This window comes from Acinetobacter sp. NIPH 298 (assembly GCF_000369505.1).
Taxonomy (GTDB): Bacteria; Pseudomonadota; Gammaproteobacteria; order Pseudomonadales; family Moraxellaceae; genus Acinetobacter.
Genome location: NZ_KB850053.1, coordinates 407,733 through 433,686, shown reverse-complemented (window position 1 = coordinate 433,686; position 25,954 = coordinate 407,733). Strand labels below are relative to the sequence as shown.

At 39.0% G+C, this 25,954-nt stretch carries 27 protein-coding genes and 1 pseudogene; 18 read left to right on the top strand and 10 right to left on the bottom strand.

The features are described 5' to 3' along the window. Positions 1-17 precede the first annotated feature (17 nt). Both F903_RS01950 and F903_RS01945 read right to left on the bottom strand, forming a co-directional pair. Entirely contained in the window at positions 18-566 is a 549-nt protein-coding gene (locus F903_RS01950) for a GNAT family N-acetyltransferase (RefSeq protein WP_005194077.1), read from the bottom strand. Between the two features lie 132 nt (positions 567-698). Beyond that, positions 699-1,424 carry an outer membrane protein OmpK gene (locus tag F903_RS01945; RefSeq protein ID WP_005194075.1) on the bottom strand — a complete coding sequence of 242 codons (726 nt, stop codon included), beginning with the start codon at positions 1,422-1,424 and terminating at the stop codon, positions 699-701. 502 nt (positions 1,425-1,926) lie between these two features. Between F903_RS01945 and F903_RS01935 the strand changes: the two genes are divergently transcribed. The 6 genes from F903_RS01935 (at position 1,927) to F903_RS01910 (ending at position 8,172) form a co-directional block, all read left to right on the top strand. Then, the gene (locus tag F903_RS01935; RefSeq protein WP_004673497.1) at positions 1,927-2,298 is read left to right on the top strand and encodes an HPF/RaiA family ribosome-associated protein; all 372 of its coding nucleotides are present in this window, start codon (positions 1,927-1,929) and stop codon (positions 2,296-2,298) included. Positions 2,299-2,442: 144 nt separating this feature from the next. After that, positions 2,443-2,988, top strand: a complete 546-nt coding sequence (locus F903_RS01930) for an ankyrin repeat domain-containing protein (RefSeq protein WP_004673494.1) — start codon at positions 2,443-2,445, stop codon at positions 2,986-2,988. 30 nt (positions 2,989-3,018) lie between these two features. After that, the gene (locus F903_RS01925; protein WP_034594690.1) at positions 3,019-3,786 is read left to right on the top strand and encodes a transporter; all 768 of its coding nucleotides are present in this window, start codon (positions 3,019-3,021) and stop codon (positions 3,784-3,786) included. A gap of 80 nt (positions 3,787-3,866) precedes the next feature. After that, the gene (gene dsbD / locus F903_RS01920) at positions 3,867-5,720 is read left to right on the top strand and encodes a protein-disulfide reductase DsbD (RefSeq protein WP_005194074.1); all 1,854 of its coding nucleotides are present in this window, start codon (positions 3,867-3,869) and stop codon (positions 5,718-5,720) included. 2 nt (positions 5,721-5,722) lie between these two features. Beyond that, complete coding sequence (locus tag F903_RS01915) at positions 5,723-6,418, top strand: glutathione S-transferase family protein (RefSeq protein WP_005194073.1); 696 nt, start codon at positions 5,723-5,725, stop codon at positions 6,416-6,418. Positions 6,419-6,507: 89 nt separating this feature from the next. Next, positions 6,508-8,172 carry an ATP-binding cassette domain-containing protein gene (locus F903_RS01910; RefSeq protein ID WP_005194072.1) on the top strand — a complete coding sequence of 555 codons (1,665 nt, stop codon included), beginning with the start codon at positions 6,508-6,510 and terminating at the stop codon, positions 8,170-8,172. A gap of 14 nt (positions 8,173-8,186) precedes the next feature. Here the strand turns inward: F903_RS01910 and F903_RS01905 are convergent, their stop codons facing one another. Together F903_RS01905 and F903_RS01900 are read right to left on the bottom strand one after the other, a co-directional pair. Next, the gene (locus F903_RS01905) at positions 8,187-9,374 is read right to left on the bottom strand and encodes a GGDEF domain-containing protein (protein WP_005194071.1); all 1,188 of its coding nucleotides are present in this window, start codon (positions 9,372-9,374) and stop codon (positions 8,187-8,189) included. A gap of 282 nt (positions 9,375-9,656) precedes the next feature. Next, positions 9,657-10,568 carry an alpha/beta hydrolase gene (locus F903_RS01900; RefSeq protein ID WP_004673485.1) on the bottom strand — a complete coding sequence of 304 codons (912 nt, stop codon included), beginning with the start codon at positions 10,566-10,568 and terminating at the stop codon, positions 9,657-9,659. A 189-nt stretch (positions 10,569-10,757) separates the two neighbouring features. Between F903_RS01900 and F903_RS01895 the strand changes: the two genes are divergently transcribed. Then, complete coding sequence (locus tag F903_RS01895; RefSeq protein WP_004673483.1) at positions 10,758-11,195, top strand: DUF2147 domain-containing protein; 438 nt, start codon at positions 10,758-10,760, stop codon at positions 11,193-11,195. A 59-nt stretch (positions 11,196-11,254) separates the two neighbouring features. On the opposite strand, the gene F903_RS01890 is transcribed toward F903_RS01895, so the two are convergent. Both F903_RS01890 and F903_RS01885 read right to left on the bottom strand, forming a co-directional pair. Beyond that, positions 11,255-11,605, bottom strand: coding sequence for an arsenate reductase (locus F903_RS01890; protein ID WP_005194070.1), 351 nt, complete (start codon positions 11,603-11,605; stop codon positions 11,255-11,257). 303 nt (positions 11,606-11,908) lie between these two features. After that, entirely contained in the window at positions 11,909-12,733 is an 825-nt protein-coding gene (locus F903_RS01885; protein WP_004673480.1) for an exodeoxyribonuclease III, read from the bottom strand. A 41-nt stretch (positions 12,734-12,774) separates the two neighbouring features. Between F903_RS01885 and pyrE the strand changes: the two genes are divergently transcribed. Beyond that, a complete protein-coding gene (gene pyrE, locus F903_RS01880; RefSeq protein WP_004673479.1) occupies positions 12,775-13,425 on the top strand; it encodes an orotate phosphoribosyltransferase in 651 nt (216 codons plus the stop codon). A gap of 167 nt (positions 13,426-13,592) precedes the next feature. On the opposite strand, the gene ddlA is transcribed toward pyrE, so the two are convergent. Together ddlA and F903_RS01870 are read right to left on the bottom strand one after the other, a co-directional pair. Then, positions 13,593-14,702, bottom strand: coding sequence for a D-alanine--D-alanine ligase (gene ddlA / locus F903_RS01875; RefSeq protein WP_005194069.1), 1,110 nt, complete (start codon positions 14,700-14,702; stop codon positions 13,593-13,595). Positions 14,703-14,928: 226 nt separating this feature from the next. Beyond that, positions 14,929-15,648 (bottom strand): SDR family oxidoreductase, encoded by a 720-nt coding sequence (locus tag F903_RS01870; protein WP_005194068.1) that lies wholly within the window; start codon positions 15,646-15,648, stop codon positions 14,929-14,931. Between the two features lie 195 nt (positions 15,649-15,843). Here F903_RS01870 and F903_RS01865 point away from each other — a divergent pair, with 195 nt between their 5' ends. The 4 genes from F903_RS01865 to F903_RS01850 all read left to right on the top strand — a co-directional run bounded on the left by F903_RS01865 (position 15,844) and on the right by F903_RS01850 (position 18,732). Continuing rightward, complete coding sequence (locus tag F903_RS01865) at positions 15,844-16,200, top strand: type II toxin-antitoxin system RelE/ParE family toxin (protein ID WP_005194067.1); 357 nt, start codon at positions 15,844-15,846, stop codon at positions 16,198-16,200. After that, on the top strand, positions 16,193-16,495 hold the full coding sequence (locus F903_RS01860; RefSeq protein WP_004673466.1) for a helix-turn-helix domain-containing protein: 303 nt from the start codon (positions 16,193-16,195) through the stop codon (positions 16,493-16,495). Before F903_RS01865 ends, F903_RS01860 begins: the two co-directional genes overlap by 8 nt. A 332-nt stretch (positions 16,496-16,827) precedes the next feature. Next, positions 16,828-18,000: an AAA family ATPase gene (locus F903_RS01855; protein ID WP_005194064.1), complete on the top strand. Its 1,173-nt coding sequence runs from the start codon at positions 16,828-16,830 to the stop codon at positions 17,998-18,000. Positions 18,001-18,003: 3 nt separating this feature from the next. After that, positions 18,004-18,732 carry an HNH endonuclease gene (locus F903_RS01850; protein ID WP_005194063.1) on the top strand — a complete coding sequence of 243 codons (729 nt, stop codon included), beginning with the start codon at positions 18,004-18,006 and terminating at the stop codon, positions 18,730-18,732. An 84-nt stretch (positions 18,733-18,816) separates the two neighbouring features. Here the strand turns inward: F903_RS01850 and F903_RS01845 are convergent. Together F903_RS01845 and F903_RS01840 are read right to left on the bottom strand one after the other, a co-directional pair. Further along, a pseudogene (locus tag F903_RS01845) lies at positions 18,817-19,012 on the bottom strand (DUF3565 domain-containing protein). Further along, positions 19,013-19,465 carry a MarR family winged helix-turn-helix transcriptional regulator gene (locus F903_RS01840; RefSeq protein ID WP_005194061.1) on the bottom strand — a complete coding sequence of 151 codons (453 nt, stop codon included), beginning with the start codon at positions 19,463-19,465 and terminating at the stop codon, positions 19,013-19,015. 179 nt (positions 19,466-19,644) lie between these two features. Between F903_RS01840 and F903_RS01835 the strand changes: the two genes are divergently transcribed. The 6 genes from F903_RS01835 to F903_RS01810 all read left to right on the top strand — a co-directional run bounded on the left by F903_RS01835 (position 19,645) and on the right by F903_RS01810 (position 25,902). Beyond that, positions 19,645-20,127, top strand: a complete 483-nt coding sequence (locus tag F903_RS01835) for a glutathione peroxidase (RefSeq protein ID WP_005194060.1) — start codon at positions 19,645-19,647, stop codon at positions 20,125-20,127. 222 nt (positions 20,128-20,349) lie between these two features. Next, positions 20,350-21,294, top strand: a complete 945-nt coding sequence (gene gshB / locus F903_RS01830) for a glutathione synthase (RefSeq protein WP_005194059.1) — start codon at positions 20,350-20,352, stop codon at positions 21,292-21,294. Positions 21,295-21,522: 228 nt separating this feature from the next. Further along, on the top strand, positions 21,523-22,620 hold the full coding sequence (gene murG, locus F903_RS01825; RefSeq protein WP_081400731.1) for an undecaprenyldiphospho-muramoylpentapeptide beta-N-acetylglucosaminyltransferase: 1,098 nt from the start codon (positions 21,523-21,525) through the stop codon (positions 22,618-22,620). Positions 22,621-22,634: 14 nt separating this feature from the next. Next, positions 22,635-24,080, top strand: coding sequence for a UDP-N-acetylmuramate--L-alanine ligase (gene murC, locus F903_RS01820; protein ID WP_005194057.1), 1,446 nt, complete (start codon positions 22,635-22,637; stop codon positions 24,078-24,080). 34 nt (positions 24,081-24,114) lie between these two features. Continuing rightward, positions 24,115-25,041, top strand: a complete 927-nt coding sequence (locus tag F903_RS01815; RefSeq protein ID WP_005194056.1) for a D-alanine--D-alanine ligase — start codon at positions 24,115-24,117, stop codon at positions 25,039-25,041. A gap of 3 nt (positions 25,042-25,044) precedes the next feature. Continuing rightward, entirely contained in the window at positions 25,045-25,902 is an 858-nt protein-coding gene (locus tag F903_RS01810) for a cell division protein FtsQ/DivIB (RefSeq protein WP_005194055.1), read from the top strand. Positions 25,903-25,954: the final 52 nt, after the last annotated feature.

The following is a 25,954-nucleotide window of genomic DNA, read 5'->3' as shown; positions in this document are numbered from 1 at the left end:
CGGCAGTGATGAAATTGTTATGCTTGTTGAAGATGCAATTGCATTAAAACTAAGTCACGCCATTGCCCAAACTTTTGTCCGACTTGTGGCATGTAACCTGTTTGCACAAAACCGAGCTGTTGGTGTAGCACGATCGAGCCTGTATTTCCGCTATCGATCGCTGCAACCATAATATGCATCTGTTGTTGTGTAGCGAGATGAATCAGTTGCAGCATTAAGGCTTTGCCTAGACCCTGACGTGCGTAGCTTGGGTCAATAAATACAGAATGTTCAATGGTTTGACGATATCCAGCAATGCTCCGAAATGCAGCATAGTAAGCATAACCGACCACTTTTTTATGTTGTAGATCTTCGACCACAATCATGGGAAATTGCTGTTGCTGTAAATCCTGAAAGCGTTGTTGATATTGAGTGAGGGAAACAGTTTGATCATTCCAATTGGCTGTTCCAGTTGAAATTTCAGCATTGTAAATGGTCAGTATTTGTTTTAAGTCTTCGGTCGTTGCAAAACGGATTTGATATTGTGAAGCCAAAGTATGGGGTGCAAGTGAGATATTTACTGACATGGGATCGGTCATCAAATCATATGGGAAAAGTGTGGTTTTTCAAAATAAGAGAAAAATCAACCAATTCTAATATGAATGATCGTAGCAAAAACAGCAAGGAATGCCTTGCTGTTTTTTAAACGGATATGAGACTTAGAAATGGTATTTGATTAAAGCGCTAACGTTGTTTTCATCGCTACCTTTGATACCAAATTTGTTATTCCAAACTGAGTGCTCAACACCAAGATACAAACGAGTGTCTGGTGAAATGTGCTTACCGACATTCCATTTATATTGTGTGGTCCAGTTAAGTTCGCTGGCATGATCTTTTTCAGCTGTTGACCAGTCGAGGAAACCATCGACCAAGAATTCTTCTGTAGAAACTTTAAATGGCAACGCATAGACCAAAGTCATTTGATAGTCATCAGCGGTGTTTTCATTATTGGCACGGTAGAAGTTGATATTTGCATATTGGAAATATGGAATTTTAAGATCAAAACCTACGCCGTATAAGAAATTATCGAAGTTACTGCCATCGGCGCTGTTTGCTTCCCAAGTTGTTGAGATCAAAATATCTGTAACTGGGCCAAAAGCCAGTTTTTGACCTGAAATTTCACCTAGGCTCAGACGCGGAGAAAGCTCGAAATAGGTGCTTTTATGGTCGTCACTACCACGCATACGATCCATAAAAAAGAATACATCGGCATATTTTACTTTTGCCGCATATTCAACCGTTAAAGTTGTTTGCTTTTCATCAACAACTTCATAGTTTTCACCATATAAACCCGTGAGGCTAAAGTCCTGCCAAATAGGCTTTGCCTGAGTGAAAGCTGCTGTTGATACCAATAAACATGTCGCCGCAAGTTGCTTAAATTGCATTAAAAAGATCCCCCTAAAAAGGCGTGTAAAGCATACAAGGAATTAAGCAAAAATAAAGCCAAATTTGACCAAATGCTCAAAAGAATTGTATAGGCTGGAGCACTGGAAAATGCGGATCCAATTCAGCAGTTTTTATCGCGCGCAGACTCGATTTCAACATAGCGTGTTGTGTATGATTTGAGGATGTTTATTTTCATCCAATTGGCTTGATATTATTCAAAAATTTTTGCTGCTAGAGGGAAAACCTGCGCTAAGTGCCTTAACGGATGCACCAACGCAAATAAAAAATGTCAAAAATCAGCTTGCATATTTTTAATTATGGACGGATATTGGAAATATAGAAGATCTTCTCACATACTGAAAAGCAACAGATGCAAAGCAAGGAGACTACAGGTATTTACAGAATCAGAATATACAGCTGCACTGAATGACGGCATGCTCAAAATGCGTCTAAATAACAAGTTTAGTCAAAACGTCTCATCGAAAAGAGAGGAAGATATTTATGAATATTGAAATCCGTACAGATAAAAACATTCAAGGTAGTGAACGTTTAATTGGTTATGTTCGTGCAGAACTAATGCAAGAATTTCAACGCTATAGTGAGCGTATTACACATTTTTCAGTTCATCTCAGTGATGAAAATGGGGAAAAAACGGGAGATCATGATAAACGCTGTATGATCGAAGCTCGCCCAGCAGGTTTGAAACCTGTCGCAGTAACGCATAAAGCTGCAAATATTGATTTTTCTATTCATGGTGCGATTGATAAGTTGAAACGCAGTCTGGAGCATTTGTATGAGAAAAAAGACCACCATCGTGGTGGCTTGCCTGAATATATTGATGTAGATGATGATTTAGATGTAAAAGAAGCATAATCATATCTGCATAAAAAAAGCCCAATATCGGGCTTTTTTTATGCGTGTATCAAATTTATACATGATTTTTAGTTCGTTTTATAAAAAGCTGTCGGGATATTCGGCATAATAGAAACATTAAATATTATATTGTGAGAATTGGTCATGTTAAGCAAACAGCAACAGGCCTTGGTGCAAGCCATACAACAACTCGATTTAGCCCAAGTGCAATCTCTACTTGCTGAAGGACTTGACCCGAATTTTATTGATCCTGAGCAAGGCCCACCTGTTTCAGTCATTTGTGATGGCTTATTTGCATGGTGGGAAAAGATTTGTGAGGCCTATGAAGCCAATCAACCCATTGCTGAAACTGAAAAACAACAACAACTTAAAGTCTATTTAGATATTTTAGATGCACTCATTCAGGCGAAAGCGAATTTGCATTTGTGGGATGCAGAAGAGTTTTATGGCCCACTTTGGGATGCAGCAAGTTCAGCTTGTGCGCCAGTGGTAAAACGCTTATTGGATGAAAAAGTTGATCCAAATACACGTGATGAAGAAGGTTTAACGATTTTATCATCAATCAGCCAACTGTTCTTTGATTGTGACTTTGATGAAATCGATTGGTCAGAGTCATTAGCTGAAGAGCGTGAGACGCTTGAGTTACTGCGTAACAATGGTGCAAAAATGTCAAAAGAATTGACCGCCTAAGCGTAGTCAAAGAATAGAAAGGGGATAATGATGAATAAACTTCAAACATTGAGTTTTATTGCTGTATCGATGATGGCGAGCACGACTTTTGCTGCTGATTTCTCTTTTGATCGTCCTGGCGCTGGCATGGGTACAGGAATTACGCCTGTTGGGCAGCTGGCATGGGAACAAGGTTTGCCGACAGTTAGCTATCAACAACAAACCGTAGATGGTGAAAAAGAGAAAACCTTAACCCTCAATGGCGACATGTTATTGCGGACAGGTTTGGCTAAAGGCTTGGAATTACAACTTGGTTGGCAAGGTCCTGTTTGGCAGCAGCATAAACGTGCGGGCATGACCAAAGAAAACAATGGTCTAGGTGATGTCAGCATTGGTTTGAAAAAAGCCATTAACCTACACGATGATCGTTTAACCATGGCGTTATTAGCAGAAGCAATTCTTGCTACTGGGAACGATGAATTTACTGCGCATGATGATATCTACAGTTTAACCTCGGCTGTAGCGTATGAGTTTAGTGATCTGATCGGTACTTCGATTACCATGCGTTATGAAGCGCAAAACAGTAATTGGGCGGTAACTGCGATACCTACCATTGATTATAAAATTGCTGGAAAATTATCTGGATACTCAGAGTTTATTTACCGTAAAGCAGAAAGCCAAGATTACGAATATGGCTTAGGCACTGGTTTAGTCTATGCGGTGAATAATCGGATGCAGCTCGATGCCAGTGTTGGGGTCGATTTAAATGGTGATGCCAGAAGCTACAACGGTGGTTTAGGCGTATCGGTTTTATTTTAAGCAAAATTATCTTCTCATGATCTCCCGTGAATTCCTGTATATCTCATCGGGAGCATTGGGCTGATCGAAGAGAAATCATCATGAAAAAATGTACTCAGGGTGGCTATAGTTCCGAACTGATGTGTTACTTCCTTGGTAGTTTATTGTTGTTGTGTGGGTCGATGACCTATGCCCAAGAGAGTGTATCCGAGCAACTGTTAAGCCCTGAAGATGCATTTGCCTTTTCGGTTGAATCGACTGAGCGTAATCAGGCGCGTCTACATTGGAATATTCAACCAAACTATTATTTGTATCAACACAAATTTGAAGTACAACAAGGCAATCAACCCGTACAATTAAATTTGCCTAAAGCGGTTGATCAATATGATGAGAACTATGGACATAGCCAAGTTTATTATCAGCAAGCTGAATTTGATATCCCAACTCAAGCATCTCAACATTATCGAGTAACGTGGCAAGGCTGTGCCAAAGATCGGATTTGTTACCCACCCCAAAATATAGAATTTCAGACCGATGTCGATGGTCTGGTCAGTGTGCAAAATACAGGCTCAAATTCACAAAAACGTTTTTTAGATGTGGCTCGTTCTGCCAACGCCTTAAATACCCAAACTAACGCCTTTGATACCGCTTCAGATGAAGCCTTATCTCCTGTCGATTCCGCTACGACTGACTCAGCAGGTATGGCACAAGACCAAAAGTGGTCTACCACCTTGGCACAACATTCATTGGCCTATAGTGTATTGTTATTTCTCGGTTTAGGAATTTTACTGGCCTTTACGCCGTGTTCATTACCGATGTTGCCGATTCTGACCTCGTTGATTGTCCGTGACAATAAAGGGGTAAAAGCATGGGCGATCGCCTTTACTTTTGTGGTCAGTATGGCCATGGTTTATGCCGTGTTAGGTATGATTGCTGCATCGGCAGGACTTAATTTTCAACGGTGGTTGCAACAACCTGCGACTTTGATTGCTTTTAGCCTATTATTTATCGTGTTTGCCTTAAACCTATTCGGTTTGTTTGAGCTAAAACTGCCACAAAAATGGGTCAATCAATTGGATCGTATGCAGTCGATGCAACAAGGGGGTACTTTAGTTGGTGCCAGTGTCATGGGCATGATTTCGGCATTATTGGTCGGACCATGTATGACTGCACCATTGGCGGGGATCTTGTTGTTTATTTCGCAAAACCAAAATCAATGGCAAGGCGCTTTATTGCTGTTCACGCTTGGTTTTGGGATGGGACTGCCTTTATTGCTTGCGAGTGTTTTAGGTGCTAAAGCTTTACCGAAAGCAGGTGAGTGGATGCATCAAATTAAGGTGATTTTTGCCTTTTTAATGTTGGCATTGAGCATTTATTTCCTCCGCCCATTATTGCCAGAGTTGGCGATGCAGTTGCTTAGCCTCGTTTTAGGTTTGGCTTTTATTATTTATGCACTTTATCGATTATTCGCTCAAAAAGGTAAGTTGCAATGGCTGTATATTCTCTTGTTAATACTCACCATACCATTTCTTGCTTATACCCAATATCAACATATTCAGAATCTGGGTTCTGTTCAGGCGGAAAAGTTGGCTGAATGGCATGTGGCAAAGACCGCTGAGCAATTTCAACAGGTGTTAGCCAATGCGCCGGAAGATCGCGGCATTATTATTGATGTGTATGCAGATTGGTGTGTGGCATGTCAGCCAATTGAGCACCGTATTTTAAAAGATGCAGCAGTACAACAAGCCTTGTCACCGTATTATCTGATTAAATTGGATCTAAGTCAGTATGATGCTTCTCATCAAGCTTTATTAAAACAATGGGATATTTTAGGGCCGCCGACCTACTTATTTTTAGATCAGCAACAACAAGAAATTCGCGCGTTACGTTTAACTGGGGCATTTAAAAAGGCAGATTTATTACAGCAACTGGCTTTATTTGAAGGAAAATCATAAGCATGTATACTTTATTTATTGGCAATAAAAATTACTCTACTTGGTCGATGCGTCCTTGGATATTATTAAAACAGGCAGGGATTTCGTTTCAAGAGCATCTCATTCAGTTTGATGATTTTGAACTGGCTAGCCCGTTTAAGACAGAAATTTTGAAACTGAATCCGACGGGTAAAGTACCTGTGCTGGTGGATGGTGATGTTACGGTTTGGGACAGTTTGGCGATTTGTGAATACGTCGCAGAGCAATCTCCTAAAAAAAATCTATTGCCACAAGATAAAAAATTACGTGCTCGAGCGCGTTGCATTAGCGCAGAAATGCACAGCAGTTTCCAAAGCTTACGTAATCTTTGTCCAATGAATATTGAAGCTGATTTAGCGCATATTGGTCAAAAACTTTGGACTGAACATGATCAACTTCGTGCTGATGTGGCTCGGATTGAACAAATTTGGTCGGAACGCCCAAGTGCAGATAGCTTCTTATGTGGTGAGTTTAGTATTGCCGATGCATTTTATGCACCTGTAGTCATGCGTTTTGTGTGTTTCCAATTCCCTGTATCTGCTTCAAGCCAAGCTTACATGCAAAAAATCTTGTCTTTGTCATCGGTTCAGCAGTGGATCGCCGAAGCCAAACAAGAACAAATGTTTGTGCTTGTTGATGAGCCGTATCGTCAAAATCGTGAAGAGTATTTGACCAACTAGACAAAATCCAAACAAAGAACTCCCACTCATAATCAAAACATGAGTGATATTATGGCTTGAAATATAGCCATAATAGGAGAAACTGCCCGGTGTTTTTAAAAACTTATAAAGCAATGTGGCGTGTTTCCAATAAATTTTATAAAAATGAGAAGCAACATTTAATTGTTTTGATTGGCTTGGTTATCGCCACGAGTTTTATTACCGCTATTCTTCCTTACTTTATTAAGCTTATTATTGATAGTACTCATCAAAATGAAGGTATTAACTACATCTATGTTTTAGTGGTTTCATATTGCCTTGCGTGGTTTTTATCTCAGATTATTGAGTGGGTTAAAAATGCGCTCAGTGGCTTGATTAGTGCAAAACAAGAGACTTCGGTACTCATTGCGAGTTTGGAAAACTATCTTAGAATAGAAAAATCGAGGCAGGATAAAGTCGATATTGGTATATTCAATGCCGAGGCAGTACGAGCAAGTAATGCTTTTTCGATGATCACTTTTGCATTCTTGCTTGCTTTCTTCCCTGTGGTATTACAGCTTGTCTTTATTACTTATATTCTGAGTGCGAATATTAGTGTAGTTTTTGCTTTAGGTTTTCTTGGGACAGCATTTGGACTGTTCTTGATCTCAGTTTTTATTAACAGGAAGAGTAAAAAGTATTATGAACCATTATATTCAATAAAAAATATTTTAAACAGTAAGTTCCTTGAAAAGATAAATAATGCTTATGAGATCAAAGTGAACAATGCTGTTGATTTTGAAGTCGATTATTTCAAGAAGAATGTAAGTCACTTTGTTGATCAAAGTTTCAATAGCCATTTGAAAATTGCAGGTTTGATGATATTTCAAATCGCCTTTATATTTCTATTTTTACTTGGATTTTTGCTTCTTTCAACCAAGTTATTTTCGATAGGAAAAATAACCACAGGTGATATGGTGATGATTAGCTCATATATCATGATGCTAACCATGCCATCTCTGATGATTTCTCAACAAATTAACTTACTTGCAGGTAATGCTGTAGCAGTAGAAAAGTTTTATAGTTACTTTGAATTTGAAAAAGACGAGTTAAATAATAAGACGTATAAGAATGATCATTTATTATTTTCATTTAAGGATGCACTGTTAGAAGTCGGTGGTAAGCTAATTTCAGATGTAAATTTGGATCTATATAAGAATAAGATGTACGTAATTATTGGAAAGACTGGGACTGGGAAATCAACTTTAATTAATTATATGCTAGGTGCTTATAAGTTAAAGGGAGGGCAGTTATTTTATAAAGATCTAGATATTACGAAACAGTACTCTACTAAAATTTTTGATGAGGTGGCCTTTGTTGGACAAAACTATTCTATTTTTACTGGCTCTTTAAGAGAAAACTTAATTTATAACGCGAAGTATGCTTATACCGATGATGAGATATCACAACTGCTTATAATTTTTGATCTACAACATCTTCTTTCAGATAAAAATATTTCATTAGATGATGATATCAATGAATATCTGAAAAGTTTTTCAGGTGGTGAAAAGCAACGTTTAAATATATTACGTGCAGTGCTAAAGAAACCTAAAGTGCTCATTTTAGATGAACCAACCTCAGCACTGGATTCACATACAAGTATCAGGATTTTAAATTTCCTCAATGAAAATATTGAAACATTAATCGTGATTACACACGCTCAAGAATGTAAAGATCTTGCAGATGAAGTGATTGATGTCGAGCAATTATTCAGGATTACAGCACCTTTAACTTAGTCTTATTTTTAACTTTAGCTACTCGTCAAATCTTCAAAAATTTGGACTTGATTCCGTCCAGCCGCTTTCACCGCATAGAGTGCTTGATCCGCCTGACTAATAATCAGATGCGGTTCATCGGCACTGAGTGAACTACTGATCCCAAAGCTGGCACTGACCGAAAACGCTTGTTGATCCTCTGCCACAAAACGTAGGTTCGCAATTGCTAAACGACACCGTTCCGCGATATTTTGCGCTTGAGTGGTGGTGGTATGTGGCAACAATAAAATGAATTCCTCCCCACCAAAACGACCGATCATATCTTGATCACGTAAATGCTTGTTTAAGCAGTTCGCGACTTGAATGAGAACCTGATCTCCCATGTTGTGTCCAAAATGATCATTAATATTTTTAAAATGATCCAGATCAAGCAATACAATTGAATATAACGAGTTGGGTTGTTGATGTAATTTTTCTAGATAAGCACCAATGCTACGACGATTTAACACATCGGTGAGAGGATCGAGACGGCTTAGATGCTGAATCGCTAGCTCTCGTGAACGCCATTGGGTCAGTAAAATTTCAAATAGAAATAAACAAGCAATCAAAATTGGTAATAGAAAAAACAGCATGCTCCCTACCCAAAAGGGATGCATCTCGGATTGATTGAGAACTTCTGGTTTAAATAGCGGTGCGTACTGAAGCACGCCAAACATACTGAGAAAATTGCAAAATAATAATGCAATGGTGGCAGGCACCAGCGCGCAATAAATCATCTTACGATTAAATAAAACCAATCCAACTGCGACGACGCTGACATATACCACCATGGTGGCAGGGCTAAAACTTCCGATCAAATAACTGGTATGACAGAGCAGCACGGTAAAAAGCTGCACAGTTAAAATAGGAATGATTTCATGTGCCCAAGCTTTGTCTTTGTAGCGATAGCAAGGCACGATTAGGCTTAAAAAGACCATCAGCATAATCACGTTGGTCCATAACTTGGAATAAACCAACGGTAAATTTACCCACTGCCATGTGATGGGATTGAGCAAGACCAGCACATCCCAAACAATCCCGAAAAGGGTCATAAAAGCAGCAAGTATGAGCAGCAGAATAGATTTCTTTAACATGTTCCAGTTAATCAGTGGTTCATGTTCCCAAAATTGCGAGAAATTCCATTTTTCTCGATTGACTAAACGCTTAAAATGAATCTTTATCATTGGCATGCATCCTTATATGCAATGAGATTCCTAAGAGACTTTATGAATGTAAATTCGTCATCAGAAAGATCAAGAAACGCTAATTAAAATAACAATAGCATCTTTAGAATGAGAAAAAAGTCTGGTTTTAGGCTTTTGAGTGCAAATGAGGACGGGAAAAATTCTTTGAGAAATAGACTATTATCTAAATATCCAATCAATCATATTTTATGATGACAAAAGTGAATCAAGAATGACAATGGCCAGCGATAGCTGACCATTTTTCACACAACTTGAAGGTGTTTAGTCACGATCGAGTCGATGTGCAAATTTAGCAATATCTGCTAATGCTTGCTTGGCTTCTGGGAACCATGCATTGAACATTTGGAAGTTGTGCCACATGCCGGTATAGAGCTTAAAGATCACTTTGACATCGGCTTGTTCCGCTTTCTCACGGAAGCGTTTTGAATCATCCAATAGAATCTCTTTTGATCCAACCTGGACCAGTGTCGGAGGTAGACCTGTTAAATCATCAAATAGCGGTGATACCCGAGGATCGTCCGCTTGGATATCTTCGGTTAAATAATGATTGATGCCTGCTTGTAACGCTTCAATTGAAAGTAAAGCATCATGCTTTTGATTGAAACGCAGTGATTCGCTGGTGAGAGTCAAATCTAAATAAGGTGACATTAGAATCAAACCACTTGGCATCAACTCAGGTTGTTGTTTGAGACGCAAGCACAGTGCCAATGCGAGATTTGCACCACAAGAATCACCAGAAACAATAATATCTTTGGGTTTAATCCCTTGAACAAGCAGTGTTTGATACACGTCGAAGATTGCATCGATCGCATCTGGGAACGGGTGTTCAGGCGCCAAAGGATAATCGATATGAATCACTTGCATTTGTGTACATGCCGCAATATCAGTCATTAGAGCACGGTGTGTATTGAGGCTTCCCAAGAAAAAAGCACCACCATGAATATGAAAAATGAGCTGAGTTGCCGCGGCTTGGGTTTTAATTTCTTCACCACGAATACCTGCCAAACGCAAAGGACGAATTCGTGCATTAGGATTATGTGGAAATAAGCGACACAATTGATCCAATACAGGACGCAAAGCATTCGGTGCTAGATTGAACTGACTCGGTGTACGGATGGTCGCTTTGAGTAGGGATTCAGTAAAATAATATTTCCAAACAGTACCAAATTTCATAATTTTTCCATATTGTTAGAGCAGTATACAACTAAGAGAATGCTTGATTTTAGTCCACATTTTGTTGTGATCAGAACAGTGTTTTGTAGCTGTTCAGATTGTACCTAATAGTCACAATCAAGAATTGCAATATTAATGGAAGTTCTCAATACTCTTAGTCTTAAAAGACCCATTAAGGATATTACAAAAATGAAGAAAATTGCTTTAGCACTAGGATTGTTTAGTTTGACAGCTTTTGCCAATGCGGCGGATGCATTACACGGTAGCGTGTGGCAAACCATTGATGATGAAACCAAGCAACCAAAAGCGATCGTCAAGTTTACTGAACAAAAGGACGGTTCATTATCTGCATCGATTCAGAAGTATTTAGTCCCTGGCCAAGAAAGTGTTTGTACGAAATGTGAAGGTCCATTTCATAATAAATCACTGAATGGTGTGGTCATTGTTCGCAACCTGAAGAATTCAGGTGGTGTAAATTATGATGGTGGTTCTATCGTTGATCCAAAAAATGGTAAAACCTATAAACTTAAAGCTGAACTCACTGACGGCGGTAAAAAGCTAAAATTACGTGGTTATATCGGTGTTGCGGCACTGGGTCGTAACCAAACTTGGGTACGTTCTAACTAAGTTATCTTGATAAATCCAAAAAACCGAGTCAAATGACTCGGTTTTTTGTGATGTCTGCTTTAAGCAGATAAGTTCTGATAAGTCTCCTCATCAAAACCGACAACAAAACCTTGTGGCGTTTGCAGCACTGGACGTTTAATTAAACTTGGTTGCGCGATTAAAGTCTCAATTAGATTGTCTTGATTGCTAGTAGCGTGGGCTTGTTCGTCCGCCGTCAATTTGCGCCATGTAGTGCCTTTTTTATTCAACACTTTCTCTGCGCCGATGTCTTTCAACCAAACTTCTAAAGTCACAGCATCAATGCCTTGTTTTTTATAATCGTGAAACTGGTAATCGATTCCTTTTGCTTGTAGCGCATCAAAGGCTTTTTTCATCGAATTACAATTTTTAATACCGTAAATTTTAAACATGCTGAAAACCATCGGGAAATAAAAAATATCAATGACAGCCTAACGCAAAGTACAAAAAGAGAAAACCCGCATTTAATCATCCTGATCATGCGGGTCTCATTTCAACGTCCAATGTCTCATCCTTGCAAATAAACTTAAACTAAGTTTATTTTGTCTTCCTACGGCGTCCTATCCTTTTGTGGTCATCCTGACCGCTTCCCTGTGCCGTGCAGCTATAATGCCGATACAGCAGCTAAATAAAAATACACAAAAAACGACATGGCATGTAAGTTAAAGAGGCGGCCAAAGTGAACAACTGTTCACTTAATCGTGTATTTTATAGTCAATAATCACAGGTGCATGGTCGCTAAACCATTGTTCTTTATATACCCAAGCATTTGCAGCACGTGCTTTCCAGTCTGGAGAGCAGGCGTGGTAGTCGATACGCCAACCTACATTTTTTGCACGGGCTTGACCACGATTTGACCACCATGAGTATAATTCTGCTTCAGGTCGTACTTCACGGAAAGTATCGACATAACCCAATTCATCATAGATATGGTCAAGCCATGCACGTTCATGGGGCAAGACGCCTGATGATTTCTGGTTGCCTGACCAGTTCTTAATATCAATGCGTTTATGCACGATATTGTAATCACCACACACGATGATCGATTTATTTTCATCTCGCCATTGTTTTAGTATTTGGGCATATTCTTGTAGAAATAAATCTTTACGTGCTTGCGCTTCGTCACCACTTGATCCTGATGGTAAGTATAACGAGGCAATATGAACAGGATGTGACAGCCCTAAATCAAATTCAGCCGCGATAAAACGACCTTGCGAGTCTGCCAGTTCGAAACCCAAACCATTTTTCACTGAAACAAAGGGCAGACGGCTATAAATCGCCGTGCCTGCATAGCCTGCACGTTCAGCAGGGAACAGGTGGGTATACCAGCCTTCAGGTTTAAATTTGTCGGTCCATTGTTCATGCGTAATACGGCTTTCTTGCATACATACCACGTCAGCATCGGACTGCTCTAACCATTCCAATAGTCCTTTGGTTACGGATGCGCGCAGCCCATTCACATTAATTGAAACGACTCGAAGAATTTTTACATCACTTGGATAGCTATCCTTTGGTATCATACGTCTGTTTAACCTCAATTGAAGAATTTGGAGCACCTTATATGACAACGCCTGTGTCATTTCATCCGCAAGCTTTTATCGAACTCGCATTATCACGTGGTGTGCTTAAATTTGGTGAGTTTACCTTAAAATCAGGTCGTGTCAGTCCTTATTTCTTTAACGCAGGTTTGCTCAATGATGGTGAAGCACTCTCGCTTTTAGCGCAAGGCTATGCGGATAAATTGGTTCAGTGTGACAATGTTGGGGTGATTTTTGGCCCTGCGTATAAAGGGATCCCTTTTGTTGCAGCGACAGCAGTGGCGTTATCTCAAGTACATGGTAAGAGCATACCGTGGGGTTTTAACCGTAAAGAAGCCAAAGATCATGGTGAAGGTGGCATGTTGGTTGGTGCATCGGTTGCTGGTCAAAAAGTTTGGATCATTGATGATGTGATCACTGCGGGGACTGCGATTCGTGAAGTTGTGACGATCTTGAAAAATGCAGGTGCGACCATTGCAGGTGTGTTGGTGGCGTTAGATCGTCAGGAATGTGGTCAGGGTGAACTTTCTGCGATTCAGGAAGTGCAAAAAGAATTAGAAATTCCAGTTCATGCACTCATTACCATGAAAGATTTGATGGATTATTTGGATGCTAAAGGCGAAAAAGAAGCTTTGGCAAATATGCAAGCCTATCGTGAAAAATATGGCATCTAAGTTATAAATATAAAAGAAAAGGAAGCGAAGGCTTCCTTTTTTGTTGCTCGGTTTTGAGCGAAAAAGAGAGAGTGAAAATAAAATACTAAAGCTGTATTAGAAAGCTGATTAACGCAACAGTTTATGAAAAAATAGACTTTAGAATGAACAAGATACTATCCAGATGACTATTCAATCTTATTTAAAGAAACTATATTTTGTAGTTGTGCCTCATTTTCATGATGTTCGATCGCTAGTTCAATTAAACGAGTAATCAAGTCAGAGTAATTTAACCCACTTGCTTCCCATAGCTTCGGAAACATACTTATATTTGTGAAGCCCGGTAAGGTATTTATTTCATTTATAAAAACATCTCCATGTTTTGTTAAAAAAACATCAACTCGTGCTAGTCCTTTACACTCTAAAACCTCATAAGCTTTAATTGAGATACGTCTAATTTTTTGGCTGATTTCATCTGGTATATTTGCAGGAATTGTTACTGTTGCACCTTTATCATTAATATATTTTGTGTCATAAGAATAGAAACTATCTTTAAGTTCAATTTCTCCGCAAACACTCGCTAAAGGTTCACTGTTACCAATAATGGCACACTCTATTTCCCTACCATCTATACCCTGTTCAATCAGTATTTTATTATCGTATTTGAATGCCGTATCTAAAGCTGTTTCAAATTCATCATGAGAAGTTACTTTACTGACACCCACTGAAGATCCTTGATTAGCAGGTTTTACAAATAATGGACAGCCAAGCTGAGAGCTTGCAATATCAAAGTTTATTTTGTTTCTATCTTTATTCGTTAATTTGATAAACGGTGTGATATTTAAGCCCGCATCTCTTAATAGTCTTTTTGTTATATCTTTATCCATACACATTGCGGAACTTAGTACTTGAGAACCAACAAATGGCAGGTTCACCATTCTTAACAATCCTTGCAGAGAACCGTCTTCTCCAAGTGTTCCGTGAACGATAGGAAAGATCACATCCAATTGTGATAGAGTTTTGTTCTGAAACTCTATAATTTGTTTTTCATTTTTTCCTGGAATAAACGCAATATTTCGTCCTGATTGATGCAGTGCAATTAGAGATGGATTATCTGAATTTAATAAAAAATGAGTACTTTCATTTAGGTGCCACATTCCATTTTTATCGATCCCTATCAATGTCACATCAAATTTTTCTGGATCTATAGCATCAACAATATTTCTTGCAGATTGAAGGGATACTTCATGCTCAGTAGATTTTCCTCCAAATATAATTCCAATATTTTTCTTCTGCATATCTATGTTTCCTTGGGTATTTGTATAGTTTCGACTTAAAACTAAACCTTAATTTACCTTTTAATGATGTAACATCATTATTAATATTTGTACGCTTAACTAAAGGGGAGAGTATTCGCACCTAATTGTCGATGCAGATAACGACCCTGCAGTAGAACTCTGCCGACAAATGGTTTTTGAATGTGTCGGCTCATCTTATGGGGGCATTTAGCGTACTCATAAAAAACTAAACATTCTGATCTAACATTGCAGGCATAAGTATTTCCTTTACACAGGCAGCCTTACTGGTTGAAATAATAAAATTAATTGCATGAAGAACATCTGCCAAAGGAATTAAGGAATATTCCGTTTCTTCTAAAATTTCTTCAACAGGTTTTTCAATCTCATATTCACTGGCAAGGTAGCCTAGATTAAGCACACTCACTCCAATTAAATGTTCACGTAAGATTTCTCTGAGGGATTGTGCAATACCTCTTAATGCAAATTTGGTTGCCGAGAAAACAAGTTCTTTACCATTATGGTTATCAACACCCCAAGTTGAACCGATCAGAATAATTTTGGCATTGTCAGAGCGCTTTAGATTTTCAAGTAATGATTGAATGGATTGGATACAGGTGATGATATTGGTATTAATGATTTGGCTGATTTCAGCAGCAGAAACGTCTGCAAAATTATAATTTTCGCTAAATGCCTGTTGTTCCCAAATGCCTACGTTGTAAATCAGCACATCAACTTTTTGCTGTCCAATTGCTGTTTTTACGTCACTTACAGCTTGTTCAGATTTGGATAGATCAGTACAGATCCAGTTTAAGTTAAAAATTTCTCGTGGTTGGGTGCGAGATACGCCATAGATGGTATCTGTTGACCTTGGTACAGTTTGAACAATGGCTTTTCCTAGTCCTTTACTAACACCGTATATGAGAAATGTTTTATTCGAACCGCTCATCATCTTTCCATGTATTCAAGATTATTATGCAACTATAAAAGCTCAACTTAGCTTGAGGTCAAGGATTATTTGATCTGCTAAATGTGGATTATGACTCATGAGAAATATGATGTGGTTTTTGTTCTAATGTTCTCTATTGCGAATCTATTCTATTTGTTATAAGATATAGATTGTAGTCTATATTTTGGTTGTGATATGTGGACAGTCATTACGACAGACTTGTTTAATGAATGGCTTGAACGGCAGGATGAATCCACACAAGAAAAAGTCTTAGCAGCTTTAGTTGTTCTACAACAGCAGGGACCGAGTTTAGGTCGTCCTATGGTTGATACTGTATATGACTCAAAATTTACAAATATGAAAGAGCTACGTGTTCAACATCGAGGTAAGCCTCTAAGAGCTTTTTTTGTATTTGATCCATTTCGACAAGCGATTGTGCTGTGTATTGGTGATAAAAGTGGTAAGAAGCGTTTTTATACAGAGATGCTGGCAGTTGCAGATGAGCAATATGAACTGCATCTCTCAACTTTAGGAGATCAATCTAATGGCTAAGACCTTACAAGAATTACTGGCTAGTCGTTCTCCAGAGAGTCAAGCTCGTATTCAAGAAATGGCAGATGAATTGCTTTTAGAAACTCAGCTTTATCTTATTCGTGAAGAGTTAGAGATTTCTCAAAAAGAACTGGCTGAAACGCTTGGGATCAAACAGCCTTCACTTTCAGCGATTGAAAATCGAGGTAATGATTTAAAGATTTCAACCATGAAAAAATATGTAGAAGCGATGGGCGGAAAGCTTCGTATCGATGTGGAGCTTCCTACAGGAAAACATATCGGATTTAATGTTTAAATTCTTGGAGAACAAAAAAGGGCATAAGGTTGCCTCTTTTAAGTATTTCTAATCAATTGTTGGAAATAATGATTGAAAAATAAGCGTGGAACATGAAAAGTCACAAAAAAGCCGTTCCAGTGTGCTGAAACCTAGAACGGATTTAGATAAAATATTGATGATAAAAAGAAAAGTTCATGTGTTTCGCATAAGGCGTATTATGTTAATTTTAAAAAAACTCTTAAAATTTAAAATGACTTACTAGAGTAATTTAATGAATTTTACTAATTTATATTTTATTAAAATTATAGTAAGTGTAAGATATATCTATCTAAAATATTATGGTTTAAATAGTGAAAATTAAAACAATCGAATTAGAAAATGTTGGAGGCATACAACATCTTAAGCTTGAAAATATAAATAAACAAATGAACATTATTTGTGGCGAAAATGGTGTAGGTAAAACTACATTAATAGATAGTATTGGTCATGTTTTTACAAACCAACATACATATGTGCTTAAAAAAAATGTTCAATCTGAAAAAGGAACTATAAGATCAAATATCTTAGATGATACAGAACACCCGCATGCAGTACAGCTTTATATTGATAAACATAAACCAAATGAAAATAGCTATATTAGTGGTTTTGGACACTATTCAAAAAAATTAATTTTATTGAAAGTAGATAGAACATTTAATTATCAAATGTTAAGTTCTATTAATAAAGATGAGCTGAAAGATGATGGTCACACAGCACATCAATCAATGAGTGGTATTGGGTACCATGATATCAAGAGTTGGTTTTTACATAGACATTTATACTCAGCTCACCCAGGTGCTCTGCAATCTGAACAAATCCATAATTTTGAACTTTCCAAGCGTTGTTTCTCAATTCTGAATAAAAATTTCAGTTTCAGTAGAGTAGATCCAAATGAAAATGAAATTATGATTAATACACCAAGTGGTGAAATTTATTACGAATATTTATCTTCTGGATTTAAATCAATAATTTCTATTGTTTTTGGAATTATTAAAGAAATTGAATTACGGTTTAAAAATCCATTTTTACATGCAGATCAATTTGATGGAATAATTGAAATTGATGAAATTGAACTACATTTGCATCCTGAATGGCAAGGTAAGGCTTGTTCTATATTGAAAGAAACATTTCCTTTAGCTCAGTTCTTTATTACGACTCATAGTCCTCATGTGGTTCAGACAGCGAATCAAGGGGAGGTAATTGCACTCGAAAGGAAAGATGATCGAGTGTTACAACGAGAACTTCCAAATTCTGAATATGGTTATCAGGGGTGGACGGTTGAAGAAGTTCTTAGAGATGTTATGGGAATGAACGACCTTCGTACAGAAAAATACGAAGTTATCAGAAATGAATTTTTACTAGCCTTTAAAAATCGTAATAGAGCGGATGCTGAAATTGCTTTTGATAAACTTGAGAAAATGTTACATCCGAATAATGAGTTAAAGACAATTTATCAAATGCAGCTTGATAGTATTGGAGAATAATCCATGATCAAGTTGGAAAGAGGTAATAAGCCATCATATTTAACTGATGCGAAAGTTGAAGCGCTTACACAAGAATATAAAGAAAATGGAAAATCTGTATGGAATAAAGATCAAATTAAAACCCCTTTATCTGAAAGCACTTCACATAAATGTGCATATTGTGAGACTGACCTAAATTCACCAAGTATATATATGGAGGTTGAGCATTTTCTTCCAAAATCAAAATATGAAGATTTAGTTGTTATTTGGAATAATCTATTGCCATCATGCAAGCGATGTAATGGTACAAAAAATGATGATGATATTTTAGCTAATCCTATTATCAACCCATTTGATAAAGATCCCAGAGAAGACTTCTATTTTGATCATTTTTATATTTTCGGCAAAACAGAATTAGGAGAAAATACAGAAAGTACTCTTAATCTAAATGATGAAGTCTTGTTCCTAAAAAGGTGTAAAGTCGCAGGTATTGTTAAAAATGATTTAATACAAATGTCCCGAGAATTTTCCAAATTATCTCAATTAGATGGTCATAAACGACGAAAATTACGAGCTGTTTTACTTGCTGCTCAACCTGATAGACCATACTCTGCTTTTGTTGCTACCATAATTCACAATACAAGAGAATATAGTCTACTTAAGCAAAGGTTTATTGAGGAAGCTAAGTGGACAGAGGAATTAACTAAGCTCCATAATACATCATTTAATTTAATTCTACCTTTACGAAAATAGTAAATCTATTTAGAAAGCGTTCTAAAAAATTAAATAACCATTATTTTAGGCGCTTTTCTAAAATCTTATTTAACATAAAAACTCTTATTCAAATTTTATCTCCTCACACTTCTTAGTCCAACATCACACCTAACTTTTCCTTACGCCCTTGCCCCGTCAAAACCCAAGGGCGATTTTGCCACGGTGGATCATGGCGCACATGCTGCGTATGACCACATGCGAGATCAGCAATCCAATGATTCTCATCATCGAGGTGAAATCCAACAATGGCTTGTTGCATTTACTCACTCAAACTTTCAAGTTTAGAATTTTCCAAACCCTTTAAAAAACGATGGCATAGATTATGGATCGCCACCAAATCATTCGGATCAACACCCAAAGAGCAGGCGAGTTTAAAAGGAATTAACGTAATTTCATCTTTTGCAGCAAGTGCCTTTTCAAGCAAGATCACTTTTTTCATCCGCTCATCTTCTTTCACCGCAACACGCTTTAAAAACTGTTTTTCTTCAAGTTTTTTAATAATTGGCGTGAGGGTTCCTGAATCAAAAAAGGTCTTTTGTCCAATTTCAGACAAAGTCACATCGTCCTTTTCGTACAAAGTCAGCAACACAATGAATTGCGGGTAGGTCAGATCGTATTCCTGAAGTAAGGGACGATATTGACGAATCATTGCATTGGTCGCGGAATACATTGCAAAACACACTTGATTATCCAAGTAAGAAATTTCAGTCATGCTTCGCTCCTCAACATCGTTTTTGCTAGGTGACAGTATAGTTTGAAAAGGCATAAAAGTATATTGTGCATAATTAACTTGCATACAAGATAGTTGTGTGCAATATTAATATCCACAGCTGAACAGATGCAAACAGCGATTAGGTAAATAAGATTGATTGAATTAGAGCGAGATGTTGTATGACCACAATTTATGATTTTCAGGCAGAATTGTTAGAAGGCGAGCAAAAGAACCTTGCAGACTATCAAGGCAAAGTTTTATTGGTGGTGAACACTGCAAGTCAGTGTGGCTTAACCCCACAATTTGAGGGACTTGAAAAGCTATATCAAGATTATCAACAACAAGGTTTGGTGATTTTAGGCTTTCCATGTAACCAGTTTGCTAATCAAGACCCATCAAGCAATGAAGAAATTGGCAGCTTCTGTCAGCGTAACTATGGCGTATCATTTCCGATGTTTGCCAAAGTTGACGTGAATGGACCAACTGCACATCCTTTGTATCAATACTTAACTTCGGAAGCGAAAGGCATTTTAGGCAGTGCAAGCATTAAATGGAATTTCACCAAGTTCTTGATCAATCAAAATGGCGAAGTAATCAAACGTTACTCTCCAACGACAAAACCAGAAAAAATTGCGAAAGATATTCAAAAACTTTTGGCATAAGTTGTATAAAGTGTTGATGATTTGGAAATTACTGGTGTTGAAATCATCTACCAGTAATTTTCTGATTTTTAATCAATGATCAATTCAGACCTGATATATAGATCGTTGTAGAAGACTGAATAAAATAGATTTTTTTATAATTAAGAATTACATAACTTGTTTAAACATCATCATTAAAGTTCGTTATACTTTTGCCAAGATTAAAAATACGAGCGTCAGATTATGCGTGTACTTGTAGTGATGGACCCAATTGAAACTGTGAATCTAAAAAAAGATTCCACCATGGCGATGTTATGGGCGGCCAGCCGTCGTGGACATGAGTTGGGTTATGCATTGCAACAAGATTTGTATATTGATCAAGGTAAAGCTTTTGGTTTGATTTCGCCGTTAAAAGTGTTTGAAGATTATGACCATTATTATGAGTTAGGCGAAAAGCAAAAAGAATCGATTGCTGCTTATGACGTGGTGTTGATGCGTAAAGACCCACCGTTTGATATGAATTTTGTCTATAGCACTTATATCTTGGAACAGGCAGAGCGAGAAGGGGCGTGGATTATCAATAAACCACAATCCTTACGCGACTGTAATGAAAAGCTATTTGCTACCCAATTCCCTGAGCTACAAGTGCCGACCTTGGTGACTTCACAACAAAGTTTAATTCGTGAATTTATCAAAGAACATGGTGATGTCATCGTAAAACCATTGGATGGCATGGGTGGTACAGGGATTTTCCGCTTGTATCAAGATGGTGTGAATATTGGTTCAACTTTAGAAATGCTCACTGAACTGGGTACATGTCCAATCATGGCGCAGCGTTATATTCCTGAAATCGTGGAAGGGGATAAACGCATTTTGATGGTCAATGGTGAGCCAGTGCCGTATTGCTTGGCGCGTATTCCACAAAATGGTGAAGTGCGTGGCAACTTAGCTGCGGGTGGTTTAGGTCAAGCCCGTCCGCTGAGTGAAAATGACAAAATGATCGCGGCTAAGGTCGGACCATTCTTGCGTGAAAAAGGTTTGGTTTTCGTTGGATTAGACGTGATTGGCAATTATGTCACCGAGATTAATGTCACCAGTCCAACCTGTATTCGAGAGATTGATGCACAATTTGGCACCTCAATTGCCGATGATTTATTTGCAGTGTTAGAAGCGGGTCGTGCAAACTAATTTATTATCAAATTTTGACCGAATTGCCCGTTTATTTTTTATGTTAATTTGGCGGTAAATGGGCAATTAGATGTAGACATCATCATGTTTTTAGCAAACAATTGCAAAAAGTATAGCTTTCTGTTGTAAACGAGTGAAATTCGCTTTTCGTGAATGAAACTTTAGGATTAAAATAACTGCCGAAAACAATAGACGATAACCTTCTTTTTTGAGTTGAAGAATTAGACCGTGACCAATTCACCACAGAACAAACCCAAACATGTCTTGATGATGGCCGCTGGTACGGGTGGGCATGTTTTTCCTGCGCTTGCTGTTGCCAAACAACTTCAACAAGAAGGCTGCCAAGTCTCATGGTTAGCGACGCCAACTGGTATGGAAAATCGCTTACTCAAAGATCAAAATATTCCGATTTATCAAATTGATATCCAAGGCGTGCGTGGCAATGGTTTATTACGTAAACTCACTGCACCTTTCAAAATTTTAAAAGCAACTTTAAGCGCAATGCGCTACATGAAGCAGCTCAAGATTGATGCTGTCGCTGGTTTTGGTGGTTATGTTGCAGGACCGGGTGGTTTGGCGGCACGTTTGCTCGGTATTCCGATTCTCATCCATGAACAAAATGCAGTTGCTGGTTTTACCAATACCCAGTTGTCACGGATTGCCAAAACAGTTTGTCAGGCTTTTCCAAATACTTTTCCAAGCAGTGATAAAGTGGTCACCACAGGCAATCCTGTGCGAGCTGAAATCACTGCCATTTTGAATCCCTCATGGCGTTACCAAAGCCGTGAGCAAGAACAATTACCGCTGAATATCTTAATTGTTGGGGGGTCACTCGGGGCGCAAGCGTTAAATGAGCGTTTGCCTGAAGTCTTGATCAAACTCAATGTGCCGTTAAATGTATTCCATCAGTGTGGTCAAAATCAGCAAGATGCAACGCGAAATCGTTATCAAGCTGCACCTGCGAGTATGAATGTCGCAGTTGAACCCTTTATTCATGATATGGCCAAAGCCTATAGTGATGCTGACCTGATTATTTGCCGAGCAGGTGCGTTAACGGTAACTGAAGTGGCAACCGCAGGGCTTGCAGCAATTTTTGTACCTTTACCAATTGCGGTAGATGATCACCAAACTGCAAACGCAAAATTCCTCGCAAATGTAGGGGCTGCCAAGATTTGCCAGCAAGCAGAGATGACGCCAGCAGCTTTAGATGAGTTGTTGGCGAGTTTACTTAACCGCCAGCTTTTATCTGAAATGGCCATTAAAGCACGTCAACAAGCACAACCGAATGCAACTCAGCATGTGGTTGATCTGATTAAAAAATTGTAATTCGAGTTTTATCTATGTCTCCAACAAATCCAAACCAAGCTAAAAAGCTGATTAAAGTGCCAGAGATGCGCCGTATTAAACACATCCATTTTGTGGGGATTGGTGGTGCGGGGATGTGTGGTATTGCTGAAGTGTTGGGTAACCAAGGCTATAAAATTTCAGGTTCAGACATTAAAGCCTCCAAGACCACAGCGCAACTCGAAGCCAATGGCATCAAAGTGTATATTGGTCATAGTGCTGAAAATATTAAAAATGCCAATGTATTGGTCGTTTCAACTGCAATCGATCCTGAAAATCCAGAGATCAAAGCCGCGATTGAGCAGCGTACGCCGATCGTGCGTCGTGCGGAAATGTTGGGTGAGTTGATGCGCTATCGTCATGGGATTGCTGTGGCAGGTACGCATGGTAAAACCACCACCACCAGTTTGCTGACCACCATGTTGGCTGAAGAAAACCTTGATCCGACCTATGTGATCGGTGGGTTGTTGAATAGCACAGGTGTAAATGCTGCACTTGGTGAAAGTCGCTTTATCGTGGCGGAAGCCGATGAGTCAGATGCATCGTTCTTGTATTTGCAACCGATGGCGGCCATCGTCACCAATATCGATGCAGATCACATGGATACCTATGATGGTAGCTTTGACAAGTTAAAAGATACCTTCATCCAGTTTTTACATAATTTACCGTTCTATGGCTTAGCTGTGGTCTGTGGTGATGATGCCAATATTCGCGAGATTCTTCCGCGAGTGGGTCGTCCTGTGATTACTTATGGTTTTGATGACGATAATGACGTTCGTGCCATTGATGTAGAACAAGATGGTATGCGTTCACACTTCACTGTGCTGCGTAAAGATCGTGAACCGTTACGTGTCACCGTCAACCAACCGGGCTTGCATAATGTGCTGAATGCATTAGCAGCGATAGGGGTGGCAACCGATGAAGGCGTTTCGGATGAGGCGATTTGTCGTGCTCTAGCAGGATTTAGTGGTGTCGGACGTCGTTTCCAAGTTCAAGGTGAATTTGACGTCGGAGATGGCTTGGTGAAATTGGTGGATGACTATGGTCATCATCCTAAAGAAGTCGAAGCCACCATCAAAGCGGCACGTGCCAGCCATCCAGATCGTCGTTTAGTGATGATGTTCCAACCGCACCGTTATAGTCGTACCCGTGACTGTTTTGATGATTTTGTGGATGTGTTATCTCAAGTCGATCAATTGTTGTTATTGGAAGTGTATTCCGCAGGTGAAAAGCCAGTGGTTGGTGCTGATAGTCGTGCTTTAGCGCGTAGTATTCGTTTACGTGGTCAGGTTGAGCCGATCTTGGTTGATCCAGTCGAAGGCAATTTACCAAGTGTTTTACAAAAAGTGTTACAAGCGAATGACTTGTTATTAACACAAGGCGCAGGTAACGTGGGGGCAATTTCGGTAGAATTGGCTCAGCATCGCTTGTATGCCAAATAATTGTATTTTGTATTAAAGTTTTAAGGATATAAACGTGTCAAATGCTGCAAAATTCGGCAAAGTTGCTGTGTTGTTTGGTGGGAAGTCGGCTGAACGTGCTGTGTCATTGGATAGTGGTCAAGCCGTTTTAGATGCATTGTTGCGTTCGGGCGTGCAAGCAGAAGCATTTGATCCACAAGATCGTAGTGTGACTGAATTGGTTGCTTATGATCGCGCTTTTATCGTGTTGCATGGTCGCGGCGGCGAAGACGGTCAGATCCAAGGGGTATTGGAATGGTTAAATATTCCCTATACAGGCACTGGCGTACAAGGTTCTGCGATTGGTATGGATAAGGTGAAAACCAAGCAAATTTGGCAAGGCAGCGACTTACCAACAGCGCCATACCGTATTATTAGCAAAGCGACTGACTTGGACGCTGTGATTGCGGAATTGGGCTTGCCTGTGATTATCAAACCTGTGCATGAAGGCTCAAGTGTCGGCATGAGTAAGGTTGAAAAAGCAGAAGACTTTGCTGCTGCCATTGAAAAAGCAACGCAGCATGATGCTGTGGTGATGGCTGAAAAATGGATTACGGGTCGTGAATTTACCATTTCATTTTTGAATGGTCAGCCTTTACCTGTAATTCGTTTACAACCGCCAGCAGATGTGGCGTTTTATGATTATGAAACCAAATATCAACGTAATGATGTTGAATATGGGATTCCTTGCGGGTTAAGCGAGGCCGAAGAGCAAAGTTTACAAACACTTTGTTTACGTGCGTTCCAAACTGTCGGTGCGGAAGATTGGGGGCGTATTGATGCCATGCAAGATGAGCAAGGCAACTTCTGGTTGTTGGAAGTGAATACCGTTCCGGGTATGACCAGTCATTCTCTCGTGCCGAAAGCAGCACAAGCTGTGGGTTATAGTTTCGATCAGCTCTGCGTTGCGATTTTAGAGCAAACCTTAACAAAGTCGGCTTAATTTATGGCTCAACTCCCTGCATCCATGCGCCGTAAATCACGGCCAGCGATTAGCTCTATCCACGAGAAACCGCCTTCACCTCAACAAAAGATGGTGAATGCGGGCGGCTGGGTGTTGCTGGTGATTGCATTTGCAGTGCTGGCGCTGGGTATTTATGGCTTGTATAAAGTCATGACTGATGCCACAGTGGCGGAATTGCAGGTCGTTGGTGCAAATTCAGAACAAGAAAACCAGTTGTTGGTTCAGAAATTAACGCCGATTATTAAAGATAATTATTTCACTTCAGATTTAGAACTCATTCGAGATCAAGCATTAAACGTTTCATGGGTCGACCGTGTGGTCGTGTCACGAGCTTGGCCAAATGCAATTCGTGTGCGGGTGATGCCGCGTCATGCGATTGCGCGTTGGGGAACAGGGCGTTTGCTCAGTGACAATGGTGAAGTATTTAGCGAAGCTGTGCCAAAAGCACATCCAAATTTACCGCTTTTACATGGTCCGACCAGCCAATCCAAAATGATGATGCGTCGTTATAATGAAATTAATCAGCTGTTTCTGCCTGCTGATTTGCGTTTAAAAGAGTTGTATTTAACCGAGCGTATGACGTGGTTTATGCAGTTTGATTCGGGTTTACGTATTATTGTAGATCAAGATCAGACCATGAATAAACTACAACGCTTAAGCCATTTGGCACAAACGGATCTTAAACCTGTATGGCCCAAAATCTCGGCGATTGACTTGCGTTATCGGAATGGCCTTGCCATTCAATGGAGAAATGCAACACCGCCTAAGATCGTCAACGGTCAGTTTGTTGTAACGATTGATGACACAAGCCTTGCAGGTGCAATTCAGGCAAAGCCATAATACGTGGCTTGAAAACAACAGGCAGTTTGCCCGTACTACACAACAAAATATG